1 protein-coding gene is annotated in these 241 nt (G+C 51.9%); it reads right to left on the bottom strand.

Annotated features, from left to right (window positions below; all coding sequences use genetic code 11):
• Nucleotides 1–241, bottom strand: a 241-nt coding sequence (locus tag R0J87_RS24110) for a S16 family serine protease (protein WP_498889568.1), incomplete at both ends; no start/stop codon positions are given.

The following is a 241-nucleotide window of genomic DNA, read 5'->3' as shown; positions in this document are numbered from 1 at the left end:
GAATGTCTTTGCGTAACATCAGGTTATGGGCATTCGACTGCGGGATAATCACCCCCTGGTTATTATGCCGTCCCTTGATGGTACAGACGTCAAAGTAGCCTTCGATTTTCTCGTTCACGCCACCAATCGGTTGTGCCTGACCAAACTGATTCATCGAGCCGGTAATCGCAATAGACTGGTTGATCGGGCAGCCGGAAAAGGCCGAAATAATGGCGCACAGCTCGGCCATCGACGCACTGTC

It is taken from the genome of Halomonas sp. SIMBA_159, from assembly GCF_046536035.1.
Classification (GTDB): domain Bacteria; phylum Pseudomonadota; class Gammaproteobacteria; order Pseudomonadales; family Halomonadaceae; genus Vreelandella; species Vreelandella venusta_A.
Note: the sequence above shows the minus strand (reverse complement) of the source record. Positions and strands in the feature narration are given on the sequence as shown.